General features: G+C 62.7%; 24 protein-coding genes. 10 read left to right on the plus strand and 14 right to left on the minus strand.

Annotated elements, in window-relative coordinates; genetic code table 11:
- Positions 1-54: 54 nt before the first annotated feature.
- Positions 55-420, minus strand: a complete 366-nt coding sequence (locus tag AB8B02_RS28600; RefSeq protein WP_089262707.1) for a DUF1304 domain-containing protein — start codon at positions 418-420, stop codon at positions 55-57.
- Positions 421-650: 230 nt separating this feature from the next.
- On the minus strand, positions 651-2,387 hold the full coding sequence (locus tag AB8B02_RS28605; RefSeq protein WP_439065817.1) for an EAL domain-containing protein: 1,737 nt from the start codon (positions 2,385-2,387) through the stop codon (positions 651-653).
- Positions 2,388-2,594: 207 nt separating this feature from the next.
- Between AB8B02_RS28605 and AB8B02_RS28610 the strand changes: the two genes are divergently transcribed.
- Positions 2,595-2,921 carry a hypothetical protein gene (locus AB8B02_RS28610; RefSeq protein WP_439065818.1) on the plus strand — a complete coding sequence of 109 codons (327 nt, stop codon included), beginning with the start codon at positions 2,595-2,597 and terminating at the stop codon, positions 2,919-2,921.
- 15 nt (positions 2,922-2,936) lie between these two features.
- Here AB8B02_RS28610 and AB8B02_RS28615 read toward each other — a convergent pair whose 3' ends face one another.
- The 4 genes from AB8B02_RS28615 to mtgA form a co-directional block, all read right to left on the minus strand.
- Positions 2,937-3,608 (minus strand): hypothetical protein, encoded by a 672-nt coding sequence (locus AB8B02_RS28615; RefSeq protein WP_439065819.1) that lies wholly within the window; start codon positions 3,606-3,608, stop codon positions 2,937-2,939.
- A gap of 274 nt (positions 3,609-3,882) precedes the next feature.
- Positions 3,883-4,068: a 50S ribosomal protein L32 gene (gene rpmF / locus AB8B02_RS28620; protein WP_068732923.1), complete on the minus strand. Its 186-nt coding sequence runs from the start codon at positions 4,066-4,068 to the stop codon at positions 3,883-3,885.
- Positions 4,010-4,237: a hypothetical protein gene (locus tag AB8B02_RS28625; RefSeq protein ID WP_439065965.1), complete on the minus strand. Its 228-nt coding sequence runs from the start codon at positions 4,235-4,237 to the stop codon at positions 4,010-4,012. The genes rpmF and AB8B02_RS28625 overlap by 59 nt, the downstream gene beginning before the upstream one ends.
- 132 nt (positions 4,238-4,369) lie before the next feature.
- Positions 4,370-5,032 carry a monofunctional biosynthetic peptidoglycan transglycosylase gene (gene mtgA, locus AB8B02_RS28630; protein ID WP_439065820.1) on the minus strand — a complete coding sequence of 221 codons (663 nt, stop codon included), beginning with the start codon at positions 5,030-5,032 and terminating at the stop codon, positions 4,370-4,372.
- Positions 5,033-5,200: 168 nt separating this feature from the next.
- On the opposite strand from mtgA, the gene AB8B02_RS28635 reads away from it, so the two are divergent.
- The 3 genes from AB8B02_RS28635 (at position 5,201) to AB8B02_RS28645 (ending at position 8,609) form a co-directional block, all read left to right on the plus strand.
- On the plus strand, positions 5,201-6,127 hold the full coding sequence (locus AB8B02_RS28635) for a polyprenyl synthetase family protein (RefSeq protein ID WP_089262697.1): 927 nt from the start codon (positions 5,201-5,203) through the stop codon (positions 6,125-6,127).
- A gap of 13 nt (positions 6,128-6,140) precedes the next feature.
- Positions 6,141-6,839, plus strand: coding sequence for a DUF1345 domain-containing protein (locus AB8B02_RS28640; protein ID WP_309947840.1), 699 nt, complete (start codon positions 6,141-6,143; stop codon positions 6,837-6,839).
- 165 nt (positions 6,840-7,004) lie between these two features.
- Positions 7,005-8,609 (plus strand): Na+/H+ antiporter, encoded by a 1,605-nt coding sequence (locus AB8B02_RS28645; RefSeq protein ID WP_439065821.1) that lies wholly within the window; start codon positions 7,005-7,007, stop codon positions 8,607-8,609.
- Positions 8,610-8,615: 6 nt separating this feature from the next.
- Here the strand turns inward: AB8B02_RS28645 and AB8B02_RS28650 are convergent, their stop codons facing one another.
- Positions 8,616-9,005, minus strand: a complete 390-nt coding sequence (locus tag AB8B02_RS28650; RefSeq protein WP_120288293.1) for a hypothetical protein — start codon at positions 9,003-9,005, stop codon at positions 8,616-8,618.
- A gap of 188 nt (positions 9,006-9,193) precedes the next feature.
- Between AB8B02_RS28650 and AB8B02_RS28655 the strand changes: the two genes are divergently transcribed.
- Together AB8B02_RS28655 and AB8B02_RS28660 are read left to right on the plus strand one after the other, a co-directional pair.
- Positions 9,194-9,421, plus strand: a complete 228-nt coding sequence (locus AB8B02_RS28655) for a hypothetical protein (protein ID WP_120288294.1) — start codon at positions 9,194-9,196, stop codon at positions 9,419-9,421.
- Positions 9,421-9,708 (plus strand): type II toxin-antitoxin system RelE/ParE family toxin, encoded by a 288-nt coding sequence (locus tag AB8B02_RS28660; protein WP_439065822.1) that lies wholly within the window; start codon positions 9,421-9,423, stop codon positions 9,706-9,708. Before AB8B02_RS28655 ends, AB8B02_RS28660 begins: the two co-directional genes overlap by 1 nt.
- A 36-nt stretch (positions 9,709-9,744) precedes the next feature.
- Here AB8B02_RS28660 and ispG read toward each other — a convergent pair whose 3' ends face one another.
- From ispG to AB8B02_RS28680, 4 genes are all read right to left on the minus strand, one after another.
- A complete protein-coding gene (gene ispG / locus AB8B02_RS28665; RefSeq protein WP_439065823.1) occupies positions 9,745-11,028 on the minus strand; it encodes a flavodoxin-dependent (E)-4-hydroxy-3-methylbut-2-enyl-diphosphate synthase in 1,284 nt (427 codons plus the stop codon).
- A 49-nt stretch (positions 11,029-11,077) separates the two neighbouring features.
- Positions 11,078-11,992 carry a DMT family transporter gene (locus tag AB8B02_RS28670; protein ID WP_439065824.1) on the minus strand — a complete coding sequence of 305 codons (915 nt, stop codon included), beginning with the start codon at positions 11,990-11,992 and terminating at the stop codon, positions 11,078-11,080.
- Between the two features lie 42 nt (positions 11,993-12,034).
- Positions 12,035-12,520: a Fur family transcriptional regulator gene (locus tag AB8B02_RS28675; protein ID WP_092139844.1), complete on the minus strand. Its 486-nt coding sequence runs from the start codon at positions 12,518-12,520 to the stop codon at positions 12,035-12,037.
- 155 nt (positions 12,521-12,675) lie between these two features.
- Complete coding sequence (locus AB8B02_RS28680) at positions 12,676-13,431, minus strand: AraC family transcriptional regulator (protein ID WP_439065825.1); 756 nt, start codon at positions 13,429-13,431, stop codon at positions 12,676-12,678.
- A gap of 486 nt (positions 13,432-13,917) precedes the next feature.
- On the opposite strand from AB8B02_RS28680, the gene AB8B02_RS28685 reads away from it, so the two are divergent.
- From AB8B02_RS28685 to AB8B02_RS28700, 4 genes are all read left to right on the plus strand, one after another.
- Positions 13,918-14,763 (plus strand): outer membrane protein, encoded by an 846-nt coding sequence (locus AB8B02_RS28685; RefSeq protein ID WP_439065826.1) that lies wholly within the window; start codon positions 13,918-13,920, stop codon positions 14,761-14,763.
- 180 nt (positions 14,764-14,943) lie between these two features.
- Positions 14,944-15,423, plus strand: coding sequence for a MarR family winged helix-turn-helix transcriptional regulator (locus tag AB8B02_RS28690; protein ID WP_093759716.1), 480 nt, complete (start codon positions 14,944-14,946; stop codon positions 15,421-15,423).
- Positions 15,416-16,570 (plus strand): HlyD family secretion protein, encoded by a 1,155-nt coding sequence (locus AB8B02_RS28695; protein ID WP_439065827.1) that lies wholly within the window; start codon positions 15,416-15,418, stop codon positions 16,568-16,570. The genes AB8B02_RS28690 and AB8B02_RS28695 overlap by 8 nt, the downstream gene beginning before the upstream one ends.
- Positions 16,571-16,574: 4 nt before the next feature.
- The gene (locus AB8B02_RS28700; RefSeq protein WP_439065828.1) at positions 16,575-18,146 is read left to right on the plus strand and encodes a DHA2 family efflux MFS transporter permease subunit; all 1,572 of its coding nucleotides are present in this window, start codon (positions 16,575-16,577) and stop codon (positions 18,144-18,146) included.
- A 205-nt stretch (positions 18,147-18,351) separates the two neighbouring features.
- Here AB8B02_RS28700 and pcaG read toward each other — a convergent pair whose 3' ends face one another.
- From pcaG to pcaF, 3 genes are read right to left on the minus strand one after another with little or no spacing between them, the layout of a single operon-like run.
- Positions 18,352-18,933 carry a protocatechuate 3,4-dioxygenase subunit alpha gene (gene pcaG / locus AB8B02_RS28705; protein ID WP_089262670.1) on the minus strand — a complete coding sequence of 194 codons (582 nt, stop codon included), beginning with the start codon at positions 18,931-18,933 and terminating at the stop codon, positions 18,352-18,354.
- The gene (pcaH, locus tag AB8B02_RS28710; protein WP_068732948.1) at positions 18,933-19,634 is read right to left on the minus strand and encodes a protocatechuate 3,4-dioxygenase subunit beta; all 702 of its coding nucleotides are present in this window, start codon (positions 19,632-19,634) and stop codon (positions 18,933-18,935) included. Before pcaH ends, pcaG begins: the two co-directional genes overlap by 1 nt.
- Positions 19,635-19,693: 59 nt before the next feature.
- Entirely contained in the window at positions 19,694-20,902 is a 1,209-nt protein-coding gene (gene pcaF / locus AB8B02_RS28715) for a 3-oxoadipyl-CoA thiolase (RefSeq protein ID WP_089262668.1), read from the minus strand.
- Positions 20,903-20,960 lie beyond the last annotated feature (58 nt).

Genomic DNA, 20,960 nt, shown 5'->3' on the forward strand with positions numbered 1-20,960 from the left:
TCATCCCACCCTTCTCCCCGCAAGCGGGGAGAAGGAGCCGCGCGGCGCTCCGGGCTAACTTGCCAGCCACAATACGATCAGCGCCAGCGCCGCCGGCGCGGCCTGCACATAGAGAATGCGCTTGCTCACCGTTGCTGCGCCATAAGCACCGGCGACGATCACGCATAGCAAAAAGAACGCCTTGATCTGGAATGCGAAGGCGGGCGCGGAATGCAGCAGACCCCAGATCAGACCGGCGGCGAGGAAGCCGTTATAGAGGCCCTGATTGGCCGCGAGCACCGCGGTGATCTCGGCCTTCTCGGGCGTGTTCCTGAAGGTCTTCAGGCCCTGCGGCTTCTGCCAGAGAAACATTTCCAGCACGAGAAAATAGATGTGCAGCGCCGCGACCAGCGCGGTCAGAAGATTACCGATGAAGTTCATGAGAGCCCCCCGTTAGTACCCAACTGTCATTCCCGGCAAACCAATTGGTTTGCCTGAGGGCGCGAACGCCTCTTGGCGGTCGCGAACCCGGAATCTGGACGTGTTCATACCATAACAAGATTCTCCGCCCCTCCCATTGGAGTGGCGGAGGTTCGCATTCTCAGCTTCGCTGAGAATGCGCCCCGGAATGACGAAGGTAGATAGCCCGGAATGACAGTGTGGGACCGAAACTATCCCACCGCCGGCTTCGGCACCGTCGCCGGGTCCAGCCACGGACGCGCGGATGACGCCAGGCCGGTGAGGCGACCCTGAATGTAGTCGCAGCCCCAGTCGCGCAGCATCAGGCCGGACTCCTCGTCCTGCACCCATTCGGCGACGGTCTTGATGCCAAGCCGGTGGCACAGGTCGATCAGGGTCTGCACGAAAGCACGGTCGTCGGCGGAATGTGCGATGTTCTGCACGAAGGCGCCGTCGATCTTGACGATATCGACGCCGAGCTTGCGCAGGTTGCGGAATGAGGTGTAGCCGGCGCCGAAATCGTCGATGGCGATGCGGCTGCCGAAATTCTTCAGGCGCGTGACGAAGCCGCGGACGTCGTCGAGGTCCTGGATGGCCACGGTCTCGGTGATCTCGACGATCAGCCGCTGCGCGACGCCGGGATGCGCCGCCATCATCGACTCGATGGAGGTCCACCAGTCCGGATCCATCGTCGTATCCGGCGAGATGTTCAGCGAGAGCTGCACATCCGGCGCGGCGGCCAGCTCGGCAACGACCAGTTCGAGCACGCGGTGATCCACCAGCCGGATCAGCCCCAATTTCTCGGCCACCGGCACGATATCCGGCGCCAACAGCAATTGACCGTCATCCTGCTTCATGCGCACCAGCGCTTCATAGAAAGCGGGGGTACGGCTGTCGGCATGCATCACGGGTTCGAAGGCCGTGACGATGCGGCGCTCGTTCAGCGCAGTCACGATCTCGTCGGTGACGCGGATGTTGACGCGGCGCTGCGCATCGCGCTCCACATTCGGCCGCCACAAAGCAAAGCTGCCGTGGCGGCGGCGCTTGGCGCCGTTCAGGGTTTCCTGCGCGCGGTTGACGGCTTCGTTGACGTTCTGCGCATAGCGGGGAACGCTGACGGCGCCGATGGTGGCGGTCACCGAGACCGGGCCGGATTGCGTCGGGATGACGTCGTCGCGGATGCCGACCAGAAAGCGCTCGGCGGCGATGGTGGCATCGTCAACAGTGCAGTTCTTCAGGATCAGGCCGAACTTGTTGCCGGAGAAGCGGCCCATCACGTCGCCGCCGCGCAGCCGCGCGCGAATCCGCCTGGCGATCTCGACGATCACCTCGTCAGCGATATCGAAGCCGAAGGCGTCGTTGATGCGCGCCAGATGATCGATGCCGATCAGCATGAAGGCAAAGGACGAGCGGAAGCGGGTGGCTTCCTCGATGGCTTCGGCAAGCGACGCCAGAAGATGCGCACGATTGAGTTCGCCGGTGACGGGATCGTGCTGCGCCAGTTTCAGCAGTTGTTCGTCGCGGGCATGGCGTTCGTTGTCGATGCGGACGACGCCTTCGACGCGTATTGCCTTGCCCGCGGCATCGGCACGGCAATTGCCGCTCTCCTCGATCCACAGCACGGCGGCCGTGGTCGAGGCACGTAATCCGTATTCGATCCGGTAGGTGCCGCCGCCGGAAGCGAGTGCCTTGGCCAGTGCCTCGGTGCGAATGCCGCGCTGCGGCTCAATAAGAGTCGCCAGCTCGGCGCCGCTGGCGATGGTCGCGGCGGGAATGTCGGTGAAGATGGCGGCGGCCTGGTCGGTCCAGGTGATCCGGTCGCTGGCGATGTCCCAGATGAAGGCGGCCTGGCCGAGTGCGGCCAGAATCTCTGCTGCCTGCGGCTCGGAAGTGCCCGCGGCGCTCTGGGAAACAGCGGATGTCAAAGTCGCCTCGTTTTGGGACGTCATCGGGTGATTCGCCCCCCGACAATACGGCTCAGATCGCTACAATCGTTAGTCAAAGTTCCTAAAGACTTAAGAAAGTGTAGCGGGGCAGGCCTTCGCAAACCTGATGAGGCCCCGATCTGAGCTGTGGAGGGCCGCGGCACGACCCTTGCGACGCAGAGGGTGGAGGGGCAACCCTCGTCCCGTACTGAGACGCGAGCACTGTTAACGATGTCGATTTCCGCGACCCGCGCTTACGCCACGACGCCGCAGCCGATGCGGCGCGCCGGCGATTTCGTGGTCGAGAAAGATTCGATCATCGTGGAGGCCGTCGCGCTGACGCGGCTTGAGCCGGTTCAACACAGTGCGCCGGTGTCGTCGCGCGTGGCACGGCCCGACGCGTCCTTCATCGCACATCTGATCGCGACCGCCGAGCAGGCGCCGCAAACGCGGGTGCTGCGCCGCGCTGATGTGGCGGATGTGGAGGCGGCTTACCGGTCGGTGGCAAATATGTATGTTGCGGGATCGGCGATCAACCACACGCAGCGTATGGCCTGACTCGGCACTCTCCGCTTACGTCTTCGGCTTGTCGTCAGGCGACGCGACGCCACCCGGCTGCAAATCCGGCGATGTAATCTGCGGCGACGTATGCGCCACGACTTCCGGCGGGACCGGGGTCGGTTCAAGTTTCGGCTCGATCCGTTCGAGCTTCTCGACCTTTGGCTCCGGACGATCGGTCAACACGGCTTCGGCGACGGACGTCGCGGCCGGAACGTGAGCGGGCGGAGGCGTCGGAGCGACCGGCGCTGGCGCAGGCTCATAACGCGGTGCCGGCTCCGGTGCATAGACCGGCGCGGCGACGCGGCGCGGACGGCGAGCGCGGAGCGAGATGCCGGCGAGGAAATCCACCATCGCCGTCAGGGTGATCAGGAAGAAGGTCGCGTTGCCGAATTTCGGCAGCATCACGAATTCAGTAGCTGCCGCGCCGAACACCAGCAGCGACAGGAAATGATCGGTGAAATATTTCGGCGCCGGGCGCGCGGCGCGCATCACTTCGAGCCACAGCAAGAGAATGCTGAGCGCAACGAGCAGGTCGTTGAGCGTCACCATCCAGATGTCCTTGGACATCAGCGTGATCGGGAAGAGGGGGATCGGGCCCGACAGCGCGAGGTCGGGCATCAGGAAGGCGATGATGTTGCAGATCGCCACTGGAATCAGCAGCAGCGGGAAACCGATCGACGCCATCGAAGGCCTTCTTTGCGAGCGAGAGAACCAGAACGCATGTGGGCGATGCAGGACATCACCAAGGTGACGACATCACCGAGGTGACGCGCGCGCATCACCGGGACAACGCATTAGCTCCAGAGTTGGAGCGAATTCGGGCGGAAGACCAGTTCAGAATTATTGTCTGAACAGCTTTCTCGACTTGCCCGCTGGCGCTTCGACCCGCCTGACCCGGACCTTACGTGGACGAGCGAAGGCGGCGCCACCTGACGTGGCGCTGCCCTCCATCCAGTGGTCAGGATTCTTTCTTCACCTTCAGAACCTGACGACCCTTATACATGCCGGTCTTCAGGTCGAGGTGGTGCGGACGGCGCAGTTCGCCGGAGTCCTTGTCCTCGACATAGGTCGGGGTCTTGAGCGCGTCAGCCGAACGACGCATGCCACGCCGCGACGGCGATGTTTTTCTTCTCGGAACGGCCATAGGAAAAGTCCTTGCAGGTTCTTGGCAGATGGTTTCGATCGGCGCCCAGTGACAGGCGGCCAGCACAGATCGCGCGGGCAAAATCGCTGATAAGGGCCGGCTTATAACGGAATGACGACGACATGGCTAGGGCGGGGCGGTCGGATTTTTCGGGGATTTCGCGCCACAAACTCGTCATTCCGGGGCGAGAGCGGCGCCAGCCGCACGCGAACCCGGAATCCCGACATGTTCATCGCCACATGTCGGGATTCCGGGCCCATGCCCGTCGGCTTTGCCGCCGGTCCCACCCCGGAATGATAGCCTAGTTCCAGCACCTCTGCAGCTCCGCCGCCTGCGCCCGCGCCATATAGGTTCCTGCCAGACGCCGCACCCCCGGCCCCGGCGTCCGGGCGCTGCGGGTGACCGGATTGGGCAGGATCGCGGCCAGGAGCGCGGCTTCCCGGGCCGACAGGCTCGAGGCCGGCCGATTGAAGGCATATTCGGCGCCGGCCTGGGCGCCAAATTGCCCGGATGGGCCCATTTCGGCGATATTCAGGTAGATTTCCAGGATCCGCTGCTTGGACAGCATCAGGTCGACCCACATGGCCAGCGGGATTTCGAGGCCCTTGCGGATCACGCTGCGGCCCGACCACAGGAACAGGTTTTTCGCCACCTGCTGGGTGATGGTGGAACCGCCGCCGGAGACTTCGCCGTCCTGGGCGTCCTCAATGGCGTTTTGCAGGGAATCCCAGTCGATCCCGCGATGGCTGCAGAATTTGGCGTCTTCGGACGCGACCACGCTGCGCGGCAGTGCCGGCGACATGGTCTTGAGATCGACCCAGGTCCGCTCCACGGGGGAACCGGTGATCCAGCGCCAGGCCATCAGCGCCGAAATCGGCCGGCCGACGGCATAAAGCGGCGTCAGCAGATAGGGCAGCGCGAGGAGCAGGATCCCGATCAGGATAAGGCGGCGGATGAGGCGCAAGAGGGGCGTTCCCGGTCGGAGCTATGCCGCTGATAAAGCGGGCTTTCCCCGCTCTTTTCAAGCCGGTTAAGCTTGCCGCGACCAATCGCGGCGGGACGCCGCAGGCGCAATTGACGTGGCCTTTGCCATAGAGGATTGTCCGGCCAAATTGTTCTGGAGCTATTCTTAATGTCGACCGGTGCTTCCACCAAAGATTTTGCCTCGCGCCTGGACCAGACCGCGGACGATACCGAAGCCGTACTGACCAAAGTGCTCGCCGATGGCGTGCTACCCGATGAAATCGCCCGGCCGAAGCGGCTGATGGATGCGATGCGTTACTCCTCGCTCGGCGGCGGCAAGCGTTTGCGCCCGTTCCTGGTGGTCGAGAGTGCGGCGGTATTCGGCGTGCACCGCGAGCAGGCGCTGCTGGTCGGCGCCGCCCTCGAATGCATCCACTGCTATTCGCTGATCCATGACGACCTGCCGGCCATGGACAACAGCGACCTGCGCCGCGGCCGTCCGACCCTGCACAAGGCCACCGACGACGCCACCGCAATCCTCGCCGGTGACGCGCTTTTGACGCTCGCTTTCGACATCGTCACCCGCGATGAAATTCATTCGGATGCGACGGTGCGCCTGCTGCTGACCCGAGCTCTCGCCCGCTGTGCTGGTTTGGGCGGCATGGTCGGCGGCCAGATGCTCGATCTCGCCGGCGAAGGCCGCTTCGGCGACAAGGGGCCTGTGGACGTCGCCCGCGTGCAGCAGATGAAGACCGGTGCGCTGCTGCGTTACGGCGTCATTGCCGGCGCGCTGCTCGGCCAGGCCACGCAGAAGGAATACAAGGCGCTCGACGATTACGGCCGCGCGCTCGGCGAAGCGTTCCAGATCGCCGACGATCTTCTCGACGTCGAAGGCGACGCCGCGGCGCTCGGCAAGCCCGCAGGCGCCGATGCCGCGCTCAACAAGACGACGTTCGTGACGCAGCTTGGCGTCGAAGGCGCCAAGAAGCGTGTCGCCGATCTGATCGCCACCGCCGACGCATCGCTGTCGATCTTCGGTGCCAAGGGCGACGTGCTGCGCGCCGCCGCGCGCTTCGTGGCCGAGCGCAAGAACTAAGGAAGACCTGATCATGTCGGAGACGGGCAAGGATCTCGATGAGCTCCTTGTCCGTTTTCGCAAGATGCCGGCGCCGCTCCGCGTCGTTTACGGCCGCCCGCGCACGTTTCTGGCGCTTCTGATCGGCATCGTCGCGTTCTTCGTGCTGCCATCCTCGCTGCGGCTGGTGACGCGCCTGCTGATCGGCTGGGACGTGTTCATCGCGTTCTATCTCATGCTGGTCTACGGCATGATGCTGCGCAGCGGCGGTCAGAAACACATCCGCCGCAACGCCGCCTTGCAGGACGATGGCAGTTTCATCATCCTGCTGGTGGCGGCCCTGGGCGCCTTCGCCAGCATCGCGGCTATCGTGTTCGAACTTGGCGAGGGCCATCGCACGGGCTGGGAATTGACGCTGGCGATCGTCACCATCGCCTCGTCCTGGGCCGCCGTGCACACGACGTTCTCGCTGCATTATGCCCATCAATTCTATCGCGGAGCCAAGCCCGGCGGGCTGGCATTTCCGTCTGGCGATGACGACACGAAGGAACAGCCCGATTATTGGGACTTCGTGTATTTCTCTTTTGTCATCGGCATGACTGCGCAGGTCTCCGACGTCGGCATCACCGTGAAATCCATCCGCCGCACCGCCACGGCCCACGGCATCGTCTCCTTCATCTTCAACACGGCGCTGGTGGCGCTGATGGTCAATATCGCGGCAAGCGCGATCTAGGCTCGACCTCTCAGCCGTCATTGCGAGGAGCTCTTGCGACGAAGCAATCCAGTCTTCCTCAGCTTGTGGTTTCTGGATTGCCGCGTCGCTTCGCTCCTCGCAATGACGGATACATTGACCTCACTTCCCATCCGGGCAAATTAGGCGTGTAGAGGATGCCGCCGCGTGGAAGCCAAGTTTCAGATTTTCCTGGTCCTGATCGCCGCCCTCGCATGCACCGCGTGGCTGGCCAAGCGCATCAGCATCGCCCCCGCGATCCTGCTGCTGCTGGCCGGCATTGCGCTGGCCTTCGTGCCGGGCATGCCATCGATCGAATTGCCGCCGGATGTGGTGCTGCTCGGCGTGCTGCCGCCGCTGATCTATTCGGCCTCCGTCGCCATGAGCTGGCGCGAATTCCGCGCCAATCTGCGGATCATCACGCTCCTGGCCGTCGGCTGCGTGATCTTCACGGCGTGCCTCGTCGCCACCGCGACGCATTTTCTGATCGGGCTGCCGTGGTCGGTCGGCTTCCTGCTCGGCGCCATCGTCGCGCCGCCGGACGTGGTGGCGCCGCTGGCGATTGCGCGCAAAATCGGCCTGCCGCGCCGCATTCTGGTGGTGCTGGAAGGCGAGGGTCTCGCCAATGATGCGACGACGCTGATCCTGTATCGCTTTGCAGTGGTGGCGATCACCACCGGGGCGTTCTCGCTGCCGAAGGCGGCCGGTACCTTCGTCGCCATTCTCGCCTGCGAACTCGTCTTCGGCCTCGCCATCGGCTGGATCAGCCTGCGCATGCGTCACCGCGCGCGCGATCCGCAGGTCGAGATCACGCTGTCGCTGCTGACACCCTATGTCGCCTATCTCATTCCCGAACATTTCGGCGGCTCCGGCATCATCGCCACTGTGGCCTGCGGTCTCTACATTTCCTGGAACGGCCCGCTGCTGATCTCGGCGGCGACGCGTCTGCAGGGCATCTTCTTCTGGGACTTGGTGATCTATCTGGTCGAGGGTCTGCTGTTCCTTTTGACCGGCTTCCAGATGCGGGCGCTGATCGAGAAATCGAAGGCGTTTCCGTTCGCAGAGATCATGTGGGCCACGGTGCTCGTCACCGTCGTGATCATCGTGGCGCGTTTTGTCTGGGTCTATGCAGCGATTTATGTGCCGCGCTGGCTCAGCGCGGACCTGCGCAAGCGCGATCCCGCGCCGAACTGGCAATGGACCTTCGTCGTCGCCTTCACCGGCGTGCGCGGTGCCGTATCGCTCGCCGCAGCGCTGGCGCTGCCATTCACGCTGGTCTCGAACGAAGGCTTTCCGTCGCGCGACCTGATCCTGTTCGTCTCCTTCAACATCATTCTCATTACGCTGGTTGGCTTCGGCCTGTGCCTGCCCATCGTGGTGAAGTGGCTCGGCGTGACCAAAATCGGCCGCAAGGAATATATCGCCGAGCACGAGGCTGAACTCGCTACGCGCCGCGAGGCACTGGCGACAGCCCTGGCGCGGCTCGATGCCATGACCGACGATCGTGAACTCTCGGACGAAGTCGTGAAACTGCTGCGCGCGCGCCATGAAAGCCGCTCGAACCAGTTGCCGGGCGAGCTCGATCCTGACGTCGACGTCTCGGCGGTCGGCATCGATCTGGTGCGCGAACTCATCAAGGCCGAGCGCAAATTCATCCACGCGCAACTGCGCGACGGCAAGATTACCGACGAGAGCCGCCGCCGCATCGAGCGCGATCTGGATCTGGAAGAAGCGGGGCTGAGCAACCGCGAGTTCCGGTGGATTCCGCTGTAGCGTTGCTCAGCGGATGCGCTCGGTGAAGACCGGCTCGAAGAAGCGCCACTCGTCGTAATAGGCATCGGGAAGCCTGTAGGGCTGGCAGTTCTCGAGCGCACGCATGCAACTCATCTGATACGCCTTGCTATAGGGCGTGGTCGAGGTGATGGATATCGGGCGCGCCTCATCGATCATGCCATCGCGATTCAGCTTGATCACAAAGATTGCCTCGATCGGCTCCTTGCCGCCACCACCGGGCTTTTTCCAGCATCGCTCCACTTGGGCTTTGAAGAGTGGTCCCCAGTGAGCTGCAGCGTTGCCGGTCCGCTTCGGCACCTGAGGGGGCGCCGCCGGCGGCGTCTGCTGTGATGGCGCGATGTCAGGCCGCGTGAAGCGGCCGGGCAGGCCAAACATCTGAGCGTTGGAAGAGGCTGAGGAGACAAGAAAGAAAAAGGCGCCGGCGACCGTAGCGTTCGGCCCGGGTGCCAATCCGAATAAGCGATTGCCGAGACGCAAGACTGCCTCTTCGCGTGCTGTATCCTAAAATAAAACTATAGATTGAAATTATCGCCATGGCAGCAAAAATGTGCTAAACATAATCGATGACCCGTCAGGATATCGAACTCATCCTTGAACAAGTCGCCACCTGGCCGGAAGAGGCGCAGGAAGAGTTTTTGACGTCGTTCAATGAGATCGAGGCAAAGCACGTCGGTGTCTACCAATTGAATGACGAAGAGCGGGCTGCCGTGCTCCGCGGTCTTGCTGAAATGCGAGCTGGCCAGTTGGCTAGCGAAGAAGAAGTTGCGGCTCTCTTCAATCGCTTTCGCTGATGAAAGTCAGGTGGTCTAAGACCGCCCTGATCGAATTCGAAGAGATTTTCCTTTATATATCCGAGCGCAATGAGGCGGCTGCACGTGCCGTTGTGGCTCGTATCGAGCGGGTTTGCACACAACTCGAACAATTCCCGTTCACAGGTGTGGCTACGAGCGAAGACGAGGCCCGTATGCTGCCGATCGTGCGCTATCCGTTTTCGATCTTCTATGCAGTTGACGAAGGCTTGGATGAAGTCGTGATCCTTCATGTCCGTCATACGGCGAAAAAAGCCGGCGACGGATGATCCGGTCGCCGGCTGATTTTGGAGCAGCTGCTTGAATTACTCGGCCGCGGTCACGACTTCCGGTGCCTTGGCGTTGGCGCCGTAGCGCTGATCGATATAGTCGATCACCAGCGCCTTGAAGTCGGCCGCAATGCTTGGGCCGCGCAGGGTGCGGAATTTCTCGCCGTCGACGAACACTGGCGCGGCGGGGCTTTCGCCGGTGCCGGGCAGTGAGATGCCGATATTGGCGTGCTTGGATTCGCCGGGGCCGTTGACGATGCAGCCCATGACCGCAACGTTGAGGTTTTCGACGCCGGGATACTGCGTCTTCCAGCCTGGCATCGAGTCGCGGATGAAATCTTGGATCGAACGCGCCAGTTCCTGGAACGTGGTCGACGTGGTGCGGCCGCAACCCGGGCAGGCTGCGACCAGCGGCACGAAGGTGCGGAAACCCATGGTCTGCAGCAGTTCCTGCGCAACCTGAACTTCCACCGTGCGATCACCGCCGGGCTCGGGGGTGAGCGAAATGCGGATGGTGTCGCCGATGCCCTGCTGCAGCAGGATGCCCAGCGCGGCCGAGGAGGCGACGATGCCCTTCGAGCCCATGCCGGCTTCGGTCAGGCCAAGATGGATCGCATAGTCGGAGCGCGAGGCGAGCGTCTGATACACCGCGATGAGGTCCTGTACCGCCGAGACCTTGGCGGAGAGGATCATCTTGTTCTTCGGCATGCCGAGTTCTTCGGCGCGGGCCGCCGACAGCAATGCCGACTGCACCATCGCTTCACGCGTCACCGCGCGGACGTCCTTTGGATTCGCGGACAGCGCGTTCTCGTCCATCAGCTTGGTGAGCAGTTCCTGATCGAGCGAACCCCAGTTCGCGCCGATGCGGACGGCCTTGTTGTTCTTGTTGGCGATCTCGATGATGTCGGCGAACTGGCTGTCACGCTTGCTCTTGAAGCCGACATTGCCGGGATTGATGCGGTATTTGTCGAGTGCCGCGGCGCAGGCCGGATATTCGGCGAGCAGCTTGTGGCCGATGTAATGGAAGTCGCCGACCAGCGGCGTCGTGATGCCCTGCCTGTCGAGTGCTTCGCGGATATGCGGAACGGCAGCTGCGGCCTCGTCGCGGTCGACGGTGATGCGGACCATTTCCGAGCCCGCGCGCGACAGCGCTGCGACCTGGTCGATGGTGCCCTGGATGTCGGCGGTGTCGGTGTTGGTCATCGACTGCACGACGATCGGGGCGCCGCCGCCGACAGCGACGTTGCCAACCATGACCTGTGTGGTGAGGTGCCGGGGCGCCGGACCGGCGATATCAGACGGAATTTCAATCTTGTTCATGGGGTCTCGAATATCAGATTTAGATGACATCCAGCAATGCGTTAGTGGTCTAGGCCCTGACCGGTCGGTTAACGAGAACCAGCCCGGCGATGACCAATAGCGCAGCGAGGCCGAAGGCGGGGGTCAGATGGTCGCCCATGATGAGATAGCCCGCCGCGACGCCAAACAAAGGGGTGATGAAGGTAAAAGCCGACAATTTGCTGGCGGAATAGGTCTTGATCAGCCCGAACCAGAGCAAAAACGTGAATCCGACCACCCAGAAGGCCTGAAACGAGAGCAGGGACAGCGCCAGAGGACCGGGAACCCGGGTCACGGTCTCGCCCGCCAGCAGCGCCGCCAGGCCCAGAATCGGGACAGATAGCCCGACCTGGTATCCCAATGCCTTTTCAGGCGCGACGTAGAGCAAGGGGGTCGTTTTGACCACCAGCGTGGTCGCGGCCCATAGCCCCGCACCGGCGACGATCATCAGATCCCCGATCAGCACATCAGTAGTGACATCGGGCTGCGGGACGCCGATCGCCACGGCGACACCGGCAAAACTCACCGCGAGTCCGGCCCATTGCACCGGGCGCAGGCGTTCGCCCAGGAATTGATAGGAGCCGAAGGCCACGAAGAACGGCATCGTGTAGAGGAAAACCGCGGCGCGCGAGGCCGTCGTGAATTGCAGGCCGTGAAAGATCAGCACGAATTCGATGCCGAACAGCACGCCGGCAAACAGGCCCGCTTTCAGCGTGCCGTCGCGTTCGAACAACTTGACGCCGCGCATGCGCGCAATGGCCAGGATCACCAGCAGCGCGCCGGCCGAGCGCAGCATCGCCTGCGTGTAAGGCGGGATATCGTGCAGCACCAGCTTGATGGCGATCTGGTTGAAGCCCCAGGTCAGGCACAGCATCAGCACAAGGGCGATGGCGCCGGCGGTGAGTGCGCGTCCGCCGGGTGGACTGATGATCACTTCTGCAGACATGAAGCCTCGGGCCCGGCTTGTCGCCGTGTTGTTATGGGATCGTCACGCCTGACAGTGCGCGCAGGTTCCGGTGATTTCGACAACAGACAGTTTCGGGACGAAGCCAGTCGTCCGTGCGGCATCATTCAGGCTCTGCGCGACCTTCGTTGCGGGCACTTCGCCGACCGACCCGCACTGGTCACAGATCAGAAACGCGACCATCGAGGCTGTGCCGTGGTCGTGCGCGCAGGCCAGAAAGGCGTTGCGGCTCTCGATGCGGTGAACGAGGCCGTTCTCCATGAGAAAATCAAGTGCGCGATACACGGTGATCGGCGCCGGACGCGAAGTGGTCTTGGCCAACTCATCGATGATCTCGTAGGCCCCAAGCGGCCGATGGCTTGCGAGCAGCGCTTCAAGCACCTGCCGGCGGATCGGGGTCAGCTTTTGCGACCGGGCCGCACAGACATGCTCGGCATGATGCATCGCGTCCGCCGTACAGCGGTCGTGATCGTGGCCAGGAGCAGGGAAAGTTGGTTTTGGAACTGCCATATGGAGGTAGCTTAACCCGTTGGCTGTGATTGTGCCCGTCTTTTTGGCGCTGGGCCCCAATCTTACACCAAATCCTGCGGTAAACGACGAGCGTTCCCTCCAGATGGGGCGCCGACCGGTCGATTGCAAAGGTTGAACGAGTATACCGTACCGGATCAAGTCGCGCTTCTGCGCAGATCCGATGGCGAGGTGGCATATCGGCGCCGGAATGTCCGGTTGAAATACGACAAATCGTTGAAGCCGGCCTCGTCCGCGATCTTCCCGATCCGCTCATCGGCCCGCAATGGGTCGAGTAGCAATGCATGAGCAAGGGCCAGACGCCGTTCGAGCAAATATTCAGACAGGCTGAGGCCGTGTTCGCGAAACAGCTTGCGGACATAGTCCGGCGAGATTTTCTGAGCCGCCGCCAGCGTTTCGGCCGAGAGGTCGTGATTTCCGAGGCCTGCTTCGATGGCTGCCTTGATCGCCTGCAAGCGCAGCATGCGGGTGCTGGAAGGTGGAGATGTCTCGGAGCGGTTCTCGCAACCGATTGTCAGAAGTGCGATCAGGCTACACAGATCGGCCACGACATGGTGCTGAAGATGGGTGGGGGCGGACCCGTCGAGGTCGATTGCTTCCTGACAATGCGCCATCATTAGCCGCAACGTCCGAGCCTCCAGGAGGACAGGTCGCATGAGCCAGGCGCCGAGATTGGGCACCTTGATCGACAGCGCAGCACGGTCGATCTGAACGATCAGATGCTGCGTCTCACAAGATGACGTATGCCAACCGGCGTCCCTGGTTGTCATCAAGACCGCATGGTTCTGCTCGATGATCTCTTCGCGGCCATGCTGCGATGCGCGAGCCCGACCTTTCAGAACGACTGCAAACACAACATCGTCAGGCGGTGACGCAGTCGCAGCATCCGGCATGCGGTCGTTCGCCGGAAATCCTGTGCCGATAAAAACAATCGCGCCGGGCAACCTGTGCAATGCAGTATCGGTTGAAAACGGGGTGTCCGTCGGAAGAGGGGATTCGACGTTGAATGTCAGGCGCCCGAATTGGAGCTGCGGTGTCGGCAGATTTTCGGAAGCAGCCGCGATTAATGAATCGGGCGTTTCGGGACCGGGCCCTGAAGTCACGAGGATCAGTCCTGTAAGCATTGAACTACATCTTGGTCGTGCCAGTACGGATCGCGTTCATATTCATCGCGTTACTGCGTCTTTGGGCGGTTTCTCTTTTGATAGTTCGCGATGCGCCATGTGGCTTGAACGCAACAAGCAGAGCGAATTGCGGTGCCAGTCTCGCCCAGTCCTGCCGCGTCGCGTCCGTTCCAAGTCGCTGATGTCTCATTCAACTACACATCATCGAAGCAGGGCCTTGGGCCTGCCTTTGTTGATCTGTTGTTGAGGAGACTGATGGTGAAACGTACCGTATTGGCCGCTACAGGCCTCGCCATCATGGCGTTTTCGTCGACCGCGGGCGCTGCGGATCTGTCGCCCCGCATGTACGCCAAGGCGCCGGTTCTGGTGGACCCCGGCATCAACTGGACCGGGTTTTATGTCGGCCTCAACGGCGGCTACAGCTGGGGCAAGGGCGACGCCACTTTCCTGCCGGGCACCGCCTTTGCGTCGCCGGTCAAGCAGGACGTCAATGGCGGCCTCGGCGGCGGCCAGATCGGCTACAACTGGCAGCTCGACCGCACATGGGTCGTCGGTCTCGAAGCCGATATCCAGGGGACTGGTGAACGTGGCAGCGCGAACTCTCCAGTGAGTTCGCTGCGGACCACCTTGCCCGGCGGTGACTTCAATCTGCTCGCACTGACCTCGGCAAACAGCTCATGGAGCTTCCCGTGGTTCGCCACATTCCGCGGCCGGGTCGGCCTGCTGGCGACACCGGACCTGCTGCTTTACGGTACTGGCGGTCTGGTTGTCGGTGAGGTCAAATATTCCACCCAGACGACAGTAACGGGTCAGATCTTCGGGCCAGGCTCTGCTGGCACGACACCGGCCAGCGCCGCCGTGACGATTCCCGGCACGCTGCTGTCGGAATCGCAGACCCGTGTCGGCTGGACCCTGGGCGCCGGTCTGGAAAAGAAGTTCGGCACCAACTGGTCGGCCAAGCTCGAATATCTCTATCTCGATCTGGGTTCGGCGACCTATTTCGGGGGGACAGCCAACCAGACCTCGGTCGGCTTCCACGACCACGTCTTCCGCGCCGGCATCAATTACGCCTTCAGCCCGGCTGTTGTGGCCAAATACTGACCCTTTCGACCCTCCTGACGACCTCAAGCCCGGCCTCGTGCCGGGCTTTTTGCTGTGCCGCCCATTCTGGGGAGGTCCGGGAGATCTAGCCATGCGCTTGTCGCGGGGCTGCATCGTATCGTCCACCGATGCGTTATTCATAAGCTTGCTTATAATAAGCTAAGTTTACGGAGCGCCTCCATGTCCTGCCAGCCTGACACCGGCACCGATTTCCTGTCCGCTTTGTTCGAGACCCAGCGCATGTTGCGGCTGCTGGCCGACAAGGAAGCGCGCCAGTTCGGCATGACCCGCGCCCAATGGGCGGTGCTCGCCAAGGTCGAGCGCAATGAGGGGCAAAAACAGACCGATCTCGCCGACGCCATGGAAATGGCGCCGATCAGCCTGACGCGGCTGATCGACAAGCTCTGCGACAGCGGCCTGATCGAACGCCGCAATGACGATACCGACCGCCGCATCAAGCGCCTCTATCTCACCGAGGCAGCGCGCCCGCTGACGGCAAAGCTGGCGGTGCTGCGCGGCAACCTGATGCAGGTCGCGTTCGGCGGCGTGAGCGAGGCCGACATGCACCAGCTGGTCGCGCATCTGGAAACCATCAAAGACAATATCCGCGCTGCGCTGAGCCCCGCAGCCACAAAGACCAAGGAACAAGTCTATGGCTGAGCCCGTGCTGAAATTTCCCGACAAGGATGCGCCCGAGGGCGGATCCGATGGCGCCGCGACCGCGCAGCGTCAGGGCGCGAAAGGTTTCCTGAAGCGGTATCGGCGAACGTTGCTGCTGGTCGTACTGCCTGCCATCGTTCTTGTTGGCGGCGTCGCCTTCTATCTGTCGGGCGGTCGCTATGTCGGCACTGACGATGCCTATGTCGGTGCGCAGAAGGTGCTGATCACGCCGGATATCTCCGGCAAGGTCGACAATGTCGTGGTGCGCGAAGGCCAGCATGTCAAAGAAGGCGATGTGTTGTTCGAGATCGATCCGGTCCCGTTCCGGCTGGCGCTCGACGATGCCAGGGCCAAGCTGGCGCAGGCGAAAACCACCTATGACAACCTCGTCAGCAATGTGAAGATCTATGGCCAGATGCAGGATCTGGCGCAGCAGGGTGTCGACTTCAAACAGCGCGACGTCGAACGCAAGTCGACCCTGGTCAAGAGCAACTTCGGCTCGCAGCTCGATCTCGACAATGCGGCGACTGCGGCGGTGACCGCGAAGGCGCAGCTCGAACTCCTGAGGCAGCAGCTCGCGACCTCGATGAATCAGTTGCTCGGCAATCCCGACCTGCCGTTGGCTCAGTTCCCGCCTTACGCGCAGGCGCAGTCGGCGCTCGATCAGGCGCAGCGCAATCTCGACCACACCGTGCTGAAGGCGCCGATCTCCGGCGTCGCGACGCAGGTCGATAACATCCAGCTCGGCCGCTTCGCGATGGCCGGCACGCCGATCCTCACGGTGATCGACGACAACAGGCCATGGGTCGATGCCAATCTGAAGGAATCTGATTTCACTTACATCGCCGTCGGCCAGACCGTGGAGATCGATGTCGATGCGTTCCCGAACCATGCCTTCAAGGGCACTGTCGGTTCGCTGAGCCCTGGCACCGGCGCGCAATTCGCGATCCTGCCGCCGCAGAATGCCACGGGTAATTTCGTCAAGGTCGTGCAGCGCGTGCCGGTGCGGATCTATCTCGACTATAACGATCCGTTCGTGAAACGGCTGAAGGCCGGCATGAGCACTTACACGACCATCGACACCGAACACCATCGTTCGCTGGCGGGCCTGCTCGGCCTGTCATCGGCCAAGGCTGCTCAGGACTGATCCCATGAGCACGTCGGCGCCATCTCCCAGTGCGGTCCCCGGCTTTCGCCGGAACATGGTGACGATCTGCGCCATGACCGCGACTATCATGCAGGCGCTCGACACCACGATTGCGAACGTTGCGTTGCCCTATATGCAGGGCACGCTGTCGGCGTCGCAGGATCAGGTCAACTGGGTGCTGACCTCCTATATCGTTGCCGCGGCGATCATGACTGCGCCCGTCGGCTGGATCGCCAACCGGTTCGGTCGCAAGAAGATCTTCATCGTCTGTTCGGCGGGCTTCACTGTCGCCTCGGTGCTGTGCGGCCTCGCGCAGGACATCAACCAGATGGTCGGCTTTCGCCTGTTGCAGGGCGTGTTCGGCGCGGCACTCGTGCCGCTGTCGCAGGCGGTGATGCTCGACAGCTACGCGCTGCATGAGCGCGCCAAGGCGATGTCGATCTGGGGCATGGGCGTGATGCTCGGCCCGATCATGGGGCCGTCATTGGGCGCCTGGCTGACCGAAACTTATTCCTGGCACTGGGTATTCTTCGTCAATCTGCCCTTCGGCATCATCACGGTGTTTGGCCTGCTGGCCTTCATGGACGAGACCAAGACCAATGCAGAACTGAAATTCGACTGGTTCGGTTTCGGCGCGCTGGCTATCGGCATCGGTGCGATGCAGCTCGCGCTTGACCGAGGCGAGCAGCTCGGCTGGCTCGAATCCAATGAAATTGTCATCGAGGCGATCGTCTCGATCATCGGCTTCTATTATTTCTTCGCGCATTCCTTCACGACCTCGAAGCCGTTCATCCAGTTCGCGATCTTCAAGGACAAGAATTTTGTCGGCGGCTGCGTGTTCATGGCCGTCATGGGGCTGGTGCTGTATTCGACCATGGCACTGTCGTCGCCCTATCTGCAGAACGTGATCGGCTATCCGATCCTCACGGCAGGTCTGCTGCTGGCGACGCGTGGCTCCGGCACCTTCGTGGCGATGATGCTGGTCGGGCGCATCATGAAATATGTTGAGGCGCGTACACTGATCATGGTGGGAATGGCGCTGATGTCGGTGTCGCTGTTCTTTACGTCGATGTGGACCGACCAGACCGGCGTGCCGGAGATCGTCGTCGTCTCCATCGCGCAGGGATTTGGCCTTGGTCTCGTCTTCGTGCCGCTGTCCACGGTGGCGTTCCTGACGTTGCCAAATCATCTGCGCACCGACGGCACCTCAATGCTCACGCTGCTGCGCAATGTCGCGAGTTCGATCGGCATTTCCATCGTAATCGCGCAACTCACTTCCGGCACTCGCATGGCCCATGCGGTGCTGGTGGAGCACGTCACGCCGTTCAACAACGCGCTGCAGATGCCCAATGTGACCAGCGCGATCAACCTCGCCACCGATAGCGGCCGCGCCATGATGGACGCCATCGTCACGCTGCAGGCCACGATCATCGCCTTCGGGCTGGATTATCAGATGGTGATGCTGGTGACGCTCTGTGCGATCCCGATGGCGCTGATCATCGGCTCGTCCAAGGCGACCTTGCGCGCGCAAGCGGCGAAGCCGGGTGCGGACGAGCATCCGGCGGTGATGGAGTAATTGAAGCGGAGACGCTGATGGTTTCCCTCCCTCAAGTCCAGCGAAGCTGGACGCAGTGGGGAGGGTCGGCCGATAGGCCGGGGTGGGGTCTCTCCCCAAGCGAGGACGCCGTGTGTGGCTCCCCACCCGTCTCGACCGCTTCGCGGTCGATCCACCCTCCCCACCTGCGCGGCTGCGCCGCTTTGGGGGAGGGATAAGAGAGACATCACACGTCGAAGAACACCGTCTCGTTGTCGCCTTGCAGGTGGATATCAAACCGATACACGCCAGGCGCCGTCTTCTTCGCGATGATCGTCGCGCGGCGGTCGGCCGGGACGAGGTTCATCACCGCATCATCAGCCGTCGCGGCTTCGTCCTCGAAATAGATACGCGTCATCGACTGCATCGTCATGCCGCGGCCGAACACGGCCATCACGATATGCGGCGCCTGTTCTTTGCCATCGATGCCCGGCACGGCGCCTGGCTTGATGGTGTCGAACGAATATTCGCCGGCATCGGTGGTGCCGGAGCGGCCGAAACCCTTGAAGCTCGAATTCGGCAGCCCGCGGGTATCCTGCGGATCGGCGAAGCGGCCCTGCGCATCGGCCTGCCAGATTTCCAGCACGGCGTCGGGCACAACCTTGCCGTCGCCGTCATAGATCACGCCTTCGATGCGGATCTTGTCGCCGGTGACGTCGGGTGTCAGCAGGTTGCTGGTGAAGGCGTCGTTCCAGGCGTACTTGCCGTTCGGCGTCAGGCCATAGGCATAGAACGGGCCGACGGTCTGCGACGGGGTAATTCCGGGCATCAGTGATTCTCCGTCGGGGTGGCGTTGCGGCCGCGCAGCACGATGTTGAAACGATAGGCCAGCGCCCAGCCGGGCTCGGTGACGTCGAGGTCGAAGTCCGACACCATGCGCAGGCGTGCCTTTTCGTCGGTGACCGAGTTGAAGATCGGGTCGAACGGAAACAGCGGATCGTTCGGGAAATACATCTGCGTCACGAGGCGCGAGACGAAGGAGTGGCCGAACACCGAGAAGTGGATGTGCGCAGGGCGCCAGGCATTATGGTGATTGCCCCACGGATAGGCGCCGGGCTTGATGGTGACGAACTTGTAGTTGCCCGCGGCGTCGGTGACGGTGCGGCCGGCGCCGGTGAAGTTCGGATCGAGCGGCGCAGGATGCTGGTCCCAGACATGCACGTAACGTCCGCAGGCATTGGCCTGCCAGAGTTCGACCAGCGTGTTCGGTACGCCGCGGCCGTCCTCGTCCATCACCGTGCCGTGCACGATGATGCGTTCGCCGAGCGGCTCGCCCGCATGCATGGTGGTGAGGTCATGATCGCCGGGGCGCACGGTCTCGTGGCCGTAGACCGGTCCCGTCGTCTCCGACAGCGTGTGCGGCATCAATATCCGCTGCTTCTGCGGGGCACGCTTGATGGTGCTCTTGTAGCCGGGTGAGAGGCGCGGCGCGTGCGCCGCATTGCTCTCGACGGGATAGATTAGCGTCATGCTGGTTTCCCCTTTGGCCGCCGCGGATCCCGCGGCGGCTTGCTTGTGGATGTAGTTTTTTAGTTCAGCTTCTCGATCGCCATGGCGACGCCCTGACCGACGCCGACGCACATGGTGGCGAGCGCGAGCTTGCCGCCGCGCTTCTCCATGCCGTGCACGGCCGTCATCGCCAGGCGCGCGCCGCTCATGCCGAGCGGGTGGCCGAGCGCGATCGCGCCGCCGTGTGGGTTCACGAAATCAGCATCTTCCTTGACGCCAAGCTGGCGCAGTACGGCGATACCCTGCGATGCGAAGGCCTCGTTGAGCTCGATCAGGTCGAAGTCGCTGATCTTAAGACCAAGGCGTTCCATCAGCTTCTTGGTCGCCGGCACGGGGCCGATGCCCATGATGCGCGGCGCGACGCCGCCCGAGGCGAGGCCGAGGATGCGGGCGCGGGCCTTGAGGCCGTGCTTCTCGACCGCAGCGCCTGAGGCGAGGATCATGGCGCAGGCGCCGTCATTGACGCCCGAGGCGTTGCCGGCGGTGACCGTGCCGTCCTTGCGGACGATCGGGCGCAGCTTGGCGAGGCCTTCCAGCGTGGTTTCGGGGCGCGGATGCTCGTCCTTGTCGACGGCGATCGGGCCGGCCTTGCCGCCGGGCACCATCACCGGAATGATTTCTTCGGCGAAATAGCCCGAAGCGATCGCCTTGCCGGCGTTCTGCTGCGAGCGGATCGCAAAGGCATCCTGGTCGGCGCGGGAGATCTGGAAATCCTGCGCGACGTTTTCGCCGGTCTCAGGCATGGCGTCGACGCCGTATTTTTCCTTCATCAGCGGGTTGATGAAGCGCCAGCCGATGGTGGTGTCGAAGATTTCCGCCGAACGGGAGAAGGCTTCGGTGGCCTTGCCCTGCACGAATGGCGCACGGGTCATGGATTCGACGCCGCCGGCAATGGCGAAATCGATTTCACCGGCGCGGATGGCGCGGGCGCCGGCGCCGACGGCGTCGAGGCCGGAGGCGCAAAGACGGTTTAGCGTCGCGCCGGGGACGGAATCGGGGAGGCCGGCCAGCAGCGCGGCCATGCGGGCGACGTTGCGGTTGTCTTCACCGGCCTGGTTGGCGCAGCCGAAATAGACTTCCTCGACGGCAGCCCAATCCACACCGGGATTGCGGTCGATCAGGGCTTTAATGGGGGCGGCGGCGAGGTCGTCGGCGCGAACTTTGGCAAGGGAGCCGCCGAAACGGCCGATGGGGGTGCGGACGGCGTCGCAAATGAAGACATCGCTCATCAATTCTCTCCCTGGAGACTGCATCCGCGCTCGATTGCCGGATTTTCGCGGTGGTTTT

The organism is Tardiphaga sp. 862_B3_N4_1, from assembly GCF_051811085.1.
In the GTDB taxonomy this organism is placed as follows: domain Bacteria; phylum Pseudomonadota; class Alphaproteobacteria; order Rhizobiales; family Xanthobacteraceae; genus Tardiphaga; species Tardiphaga robiniae.